Origin of the sequence: Mesorhizobium sp. M7A.F.Ca.CA.003.01.2.1, from assembly GCF_003998945.1 — a bacterium.
In the GTDB taxonomy this organism is placed as follows: domain Bacteria; phylum Pseudomonadota; class Alphaproteobacteria; order Rhizobiales; family Rhizobiaceae; genus Mesorhizobium; species Mesorhizobium ciceri.
The window spans coordinates 1-5,651 of sequence record NZ_RZRA01000301.1 but is presented as its reverse complement, the minus strand read 5'-3'; the positions used below and the strand labels follow the sequence as shown (position 1 = coordinate 5,651).

The 5,651-nt window shown below is 64.4% G+C and carries 5 protein-coding genes; 2 read left to right on the top strand and 3 right to left on the bottom strand.

All coding sequences use genetic code 11. The annotated features are described in order from the left end of the window. Together dnaG and EN969_RS14250 are read right to left on the bottom strand one after the other, a co-directional pair. Window positions 1-1,170: DNA primase (dnaG, locus tag EN969_RS14255; protein ID WP_127419195.1), on the bottom strand; the 1,170-nt coding region annotated here is incomplete at its 3' end. A gap of 141 nt (window positions 1,171-1,311) precedes the next feature. Next, window positions 1,312-1,683 carry an RcnB family protein gene (locus EN969_RS14250; RefSeq protein ID WP_013530147.1) on the bottom strand — a complete coding sequence of 124 codons (372 nt, stop codon included), beginning with the start codon at window positions 1,681-1,683 and terminating at the stop codon, window positions 1,312-1,314. Between the two features lie 387 nt (window positions 1,684-2,070). On the opposite strand from EN969_RS14250, the gene EN969_RS14245 reads away from it, so the two are divergent. Together EN969_RS14245 and EN969_RS14240 are read left to right on the top strand one after the other, a co-directional pair. Then, window positions 2,071-3,735 (top strand): Na/Pi cotransporter family protein, encoded by a 1,665-nt coding sequence (locus EN969_RS14245; protein ID WP_013530146.1) that lies wholly within the window; start codon window positions 2,071-2,073, stop codon window positions 3,733-3,735. A gap of 145 nt (window positions 3,736-3,880) precedes the next feature. Next, window positions 3,881-5,065 carry an MFS transporter gene (locus tag EN969_RS14240; RefSeq protein WP_024505485.1) on the top strand — a complete coding sequence of 395 codons (1,185 nt, stop codon included), beginning with the start codon at window positions 3,881-3,883 and terminating at the stop codon, window positions 5,063-5,065. Window positions 5,066-5,126: 61 nt separating this feature from the next. Here the strand turns inward: EN969_RS14240 and EN969_RS14235 are convergent. Next, on the bottom strand, window positions 5,127-5,651 hold a 525-nt coding region (locus tag EN969_RS14235), incomplete at its 5' end, for an HAD-IC family P-type ATPase (protein WP_127419194.1).

The following is a 5,651-nucleotide window of genomic DNA, read 5'->3' as shown; positions in this document are numbered from 1 at the left end:
CCGCTCCGGCGTGTCGAAGACGCCGCCCGCCGTCTCACGCATCCATAAAAGATCGACCAGCGGCCGCGCCTCGGCCAGAACGCTACGAAACGCATCCGGTCCTTCGGCCTTGACCAGATCGTCGGGATCCTTGCCTTCCGGCAGCAGCGCGAAACGCGCCGAGCGGCCGGCCTGCACCGACGGCAGCGCCATGTCGGCGGCCCGCCACGCGGCCTTCAACCCGGCCTTGTCGCCGTCGAAGCACAACATCGGCTCCGGCGCCATGCGCCACAGCAGCTCGAGCTGGTTCTCGGTAAGCGCGGTGCCGAGCGGCGCCACGACATTCTCGAAGCCGGCCTGTGCCAGCGCGATGACATCCATATAGCCTTCGACGGCGATGACCGTGCCGCCCTTGGCCAAGGCCTTGCGGGCGCGGGCGAAATTATAAAGCACGTTGCCCTTGTGGAAGAGCTCGGTGTCGGGCGAGTTCATGTATTTGGCCAGCGCATCGGGCTGCAGCGCGCGGCCGCCAAAGGCGATGATCTTCCCCCTGGAATCCGGGATCGGAAACATGATGCGGTCGCGGAACCAGTCATAGGAAACCGGGATGTCGTCGCCGTGGCGCACCAGTCCGCAGGCCTCGATATCGGCTTTCGGCACGCCCCTGGCGGCGAGATGCTCCTTCAGCGCATTGCGGCTGTCGGGCGCAAAACCAAGCCGGAACGATTGCTGCGTCGCCGGCGTCAGGCCGCGGTCGCGCAGATAGGCACGCGCCTTGGCGCCTTCCGGTCCCTGCAGCCGTTCCTGGAAGAAGGCGGTCGCCATCTCCATGACGTCGGTCAGGCTGGCGCGTTCCTTTTCGCGCCGCTCCTCCTGCGCATCGCGGACCGGCATCGGCACCCCGGCCATGTCGGCGATCTTTTCCACAGCTTCGGGAAAGCTCATCCCGTCCAGTTCGGTGAGGAACTTGAAATGATCGCCCGAGACCGAACAGCCGAAACAATGGTAGCGGCCCTTCTTGTCCTCGCAGTGGAAGGAAGGGCTCTTCTCGCCATGGAACGGGCAGCAGGCCCAATAGTCGCCGCGCGGTGCGTTGGTCTTCTTGCGGTCCCACGCGACGCGCTGGCCGATCACCGATGAAATCGGCACGCGGTCGCGTATCTCGTCGAGGAAGGCGGGTGGAAAGCGCATCGGGGAACTCGTTTCCCGATTATATAATCACGCCCGCGAAATCCGACGACCCTTAATGCGGGCCATACCCGGTTTCCACAGGCAAAAAGAAAGGCGGCCGTAGCGGGCCGCCTCCCTTTTCAATGTCCGGCAAGGTGCCGATTAATGCGCGGCAAGCGCGCCGAAGATGACGCCGGAGAGGATGCCGACCAGCACATAGTCGTTGCCGACGCGGATCCATTCCTGGCCGCGGCCGGGGCGATGCAGGCCGTAGCGGCCATAGTCGCGGATCGGCTGATGGCGCTTCCAGCCGGAATATTTCTGGCCATGCCGCCAGTTGTTGCGCTTCACGACGACGACCTTCTTCTTGTAAACGCGCTTCCTCACATCGCTGTGGTGGCCGGGCTTCTGCCAGTCGACCTGGCTGTAGTTCGACTGCGGCGCGTTCGGCGCATTCAGCGGTGCGGCCTGGCCGGTGAGCGACGTGGCGGCCAGCATCGAGAAAGCGAGTGCGGAAAGGACGATGCGTTTCATGAGAAGTCTCCTTGGTTGTCGATATCGAAGCAGTAGCTGCCCATCGATGAACCGAAACTGAACGCACGCATTACAATTATGTAATGGATTCCTTGATTTACCCAAGGAAGCTGAACATGATCGCAAAGGCAGGAGCCAGTCGCACCGCAAACTCGGCCTATCCGCCGCTTCGCGCCCGCCCAGCAATGCAACCATTTGCGCGTCCGTCCATTTTCCGACACCGCCTGTCGCGCGGCAACGGCCCTTGAAATCGACAAGATTTTATTATCCGGCTAAAATATTCGAGCTATTATAAGTCACCGCCATGAACATGATTCGTTCCCTCGTTTTTCCTTCTGATCGCCACGCAAAACAGGGCGGGCGCCCTGTTTGCATGCGGGGGACGAAATGAGCGGGTCCGTCGTCCTTCTGCATCTGGCCGGCGCCGTGGCGCTGATGCTGTTTGCCACCCGCATGGTGAAGACCGGCGTTGAACGCGCCTATGGCGACGTGCTGCGCCATCGCCTCCGCGCCACCATGCGCAATCCGATCATGGCGGTGCTGGCCGGCACCGGCCTTGCCATCGCCCTGCAGAGCTCCACCGCCGTCACGCTGCTGGTCGGCTCCTTCGCCGGCTCTGGCATCGTCTCTGGCGCCGCGGGTCAATTGGCAGTGCGCGGCGCCGAAATCGGATCGGCGCTGGTGGTCAAGCTGCTGACCTTCGACCTCACCTTGCTGGTGCCGCTGTGCCTGATCACCGGCACGGTCATGTTCATGGCCACCGAGCGGCGCGACTGGCGCCAGTCCGGCCGCATCCTGGTCGGCATCGGCCTTCTGATCCTCTCGCTGGAGATGATCGGCCAGGCATCGGAGCCCCTGCGCAACAGCCAGCTCATGCCGGTCATCATCAACTACTTCTCGACCGATTCCATCACCGCCTATCTGCTGGCGGCACTGATCACCTGGCTGTTCCAGTCGAGCATCGCGGCGGTGCTGTTGATGGCGACGCTGGCAGGCCGTGGCCTGATCACGCCCGAACTTGGCGTCGTTCTCATCCTTGGCGTCAACCTCGGCTCCTCGATCATCGCGCCGATGCTGACCCGTTCGTCGAGCCCCGAGGTGCGCGTCGTGCCGATCGGCAATCTCCTGATGCGCGGGCTTGGCTCGCTGGTCATGCTGATCCTGGTCATGATCTTCAGGCCGCACTTCGCCTTTCTCGGTTCGACGGCGGCGGACCAGATCGTCAATGCCCACATCCTGTTCAATGTGCTGATCCTGCTCGCCGGCCTGCCGCTGGCAGGCTTCGTCTACCGCGCTTCGGAGAAGATCGTCGCACTTGGCACCAAGCCCGTGCCGGCCGCCTCGCTTGACGTCGTCGAGCTGTCCGCGCTCAACGAAAGCGCGCTCGACGTGCCGAGCCAGGCGCTGGCCAATGCCACCCGCGAGGTGGTGCGGGTCTGCGAGACGATCGAGATCATGCTCAAGCGTATCATCGAACTCTATGAAAGTGCCGACGCCGACAAGATCAAGGCGCTGGCCGCACTCGACGACCGCGTCGACCGCAAGCACGCCGCGATCAAGCTCTACCTCGCCAAACTGACCAGGAACCCGCTGACCGAGGACGAGGCGCTGCGCTGCCAGGAACTGATCGGCGCCTGCGTCAAGCTCGAGCAGGTCGGCGACATCATCGTGCGCAACATGCTGGTGCATGTGAAGAAGAAGTTCGAGCGCGGACTGGAATTCACCGACGAGGGCTGGGCCGAGCTGTGCGCCTTCCATGGCTCGGTTCTGGCCAATGCGCGGCTTGCCTTCAACGTTCTGGTGTCGCGCGATCCCGAGACCGCCCGTCAGCTGGTGCTGGAAAAGGACCGGCTGCGCGACCGCGAAAAGGAAACCAGCGCCAGCCATTTCGTGCGGCTGCGCGACGGCACCGCCAAGAGCGTCGAAACCAGCTCGATCCATCTCGACACCATCCGCGACCTGAAACAGATCAATTCGCTGCTGGCCTCGATGGCCTATCCGGTGCTTGAAGAGCGCGGCCTGCTGACGGGGTCGCGGTTGAAGGCGAGCTGAGAAGCGCCACTTTCCCTTCTCCCCTGGGGAGAAGGGAAGCGGCTGCTCGCATCCAATTCAAGAAAACCTAAACTCGCGACAAAAATTTCTGGATTGCCCGCAAAGCCCATCCGTGGTTTGAGGCGCTTCCAGCTAAGGCTTCCCCATGTCGCTTCCGCTCATCGCCCTGTTCATCGCCGCCTTTGCCTTCGGCACCACCGAATTCGTCATTGCCGGCGTGCTGCCGCAGGTGGCGCAAGGCCTGGGCGTCTCGGTTCCCTCCGCCGGCTATCTCGTCTCCGGCTATGCCGGCGGCATCGCCATCGGCGGCCCGCTGCTGGCGCTCGCCACCAAGTCATTGTCGCGCAAGAGCCTGCTGCTCGGCCTAGCCATCGCCTTCACCATTGGCCAGGCGGCTTGCGCGCTGGCGCCCGATTTCACCTCGATGCTTCTGTTGCGCATTGCCGTGGCGGTCGCGCATGGCGCCTATTTCGGCGTCGCCATGGTCGTTGCCGTCGGTCTCGTGCGCGAGGACCAGCGCGGCATGGCTGTCGCCGTCATCCTGTCCGGCCTCACCGTCTCCAACGTCATCGGCGTGCCGGCCGGCACCGCGATCGGCAACATCTGGGGCTGGCGTGCGACTTTCTGGGTGATGTGCGCGCTGGGTGTCGCGGCAACGCTTGCCATGGCAGCCCTTTTGCCGCGCACCACCGGCTCATCGGCCAAGCCCGCCGGTTTCGCCCGCGAGGTCCGCGTGCTGGCCCGCCAGCAGGTCTGGACATCGCTGATCCTGATGCTGATGCTGATGATCGGCCAGTTCGGCCTGTTCACCTACATCACGCCGACACTGCTCGAAGTCACCGGTCTCGACGAGAACCTGGTGCCGTGGGTGCTGCTGCTCAACGGCGTCGGCGCGACGCTCGGCGTCTTCCTCGGCGGCAAGCTCTCCGACTGGAAGCTGATGCCGTCATTGATCACCATGCTGGCCCTGCAGGCGGTGACGCTTGGCGTGATCTATGCCGTCAGCCCCTATCCCCTGCCGATGGTTGTGGCGATCGTCATCTGGGGCGGTCTCAACTTCGCCATCGGCACGCCGATCCAGACCCGCATCCTGGCCTGGACGGCAGATGCTTCCAACCTCGCCTCGTCGCTCATTCCCTCCGGCTTCAATGTCGGCATCGCGCTGGCCGCTTCGTTGGGCGCCGCGATGCTGAACAGCGGCTATGGCTACCGCAGCCTGCCGCTGCTGGGCGCCATCGCCATGCTGGTCGCCGTGGCAGTGGCGCTCGCCTCTTATGTCTGGGAAGGGCGCAGCAACGCCACGCCGCCGCTGACAGCCCCAGCCGAGTAGATCACGATCCGGAAAAGTGGACGCCGGTTTTCCGAAAAGATCGTGATCAACCAAAAGCGCTTCACCCGCGCCAGCGCAGCAGGCGCATGGCGTTGGCGGTGACCAGCACGGTCGCGCCGGTATCGGCCAGGATCGCCGGCCACAGGCCGGTGATGCCCAAAATGGTGGTGACCAGGAACACCGCCTTCAGCCCCAGCGCCACGGTGATGTTCTGGCCGATATTGGCCATCACCGCCCGCGACAGTTTCACCATACGCGCGACGTCCATGACGCGGCCGTGCAGGATCGCCGCGTCCGCGGTCTCCAGCGCCACGTCGGTGCCGCCGCCCATGGCAATGCCAATGTCGGCGGCCGCGAGCGCCGGCGCGTCGTTGATGCCGTCACCGACCTTGGCGACCTTGAAACCCTCGCGCTGCAATTCGCCGACGATGCGCTGCTTGTCCTGGGGCAACAGCTCCGCTCGCGCCTCGATGCCGAGCGAAGCGGCGATGGCTTGCGCCGTGCGGCGGTTGTCGCCGGTCAGCATCACCGCGCGGATGCTCTCGGCCTTCAGCGCCGCGATCCCGGCCGCAGCATCCCGCCGCGG

Coding starts and splice junctions, on each gene's coding strand:
- EN969_RS14240 (WP_024505485.1), top strand. CDS start 3,881: ATGTCGCTTCCGCTCATCGCCCTGTTCATCGCCGCCTTTGCCTTCGGC.
- EN969_RS14250 (WP_013530147.1), bottom strand. CDS start 1,683: ATGAAACGCATCGTCCTTTCCGCACTCGCTTTCTCGATGCTGGCCGCC.
- EN969_RS14245 (WP_013530146.1), top strand. CDS start 2,071: ATGAGCGGGTCCGTCGTCCTTCTGCATCTGGCCGGCGCCGTGGCGCTG.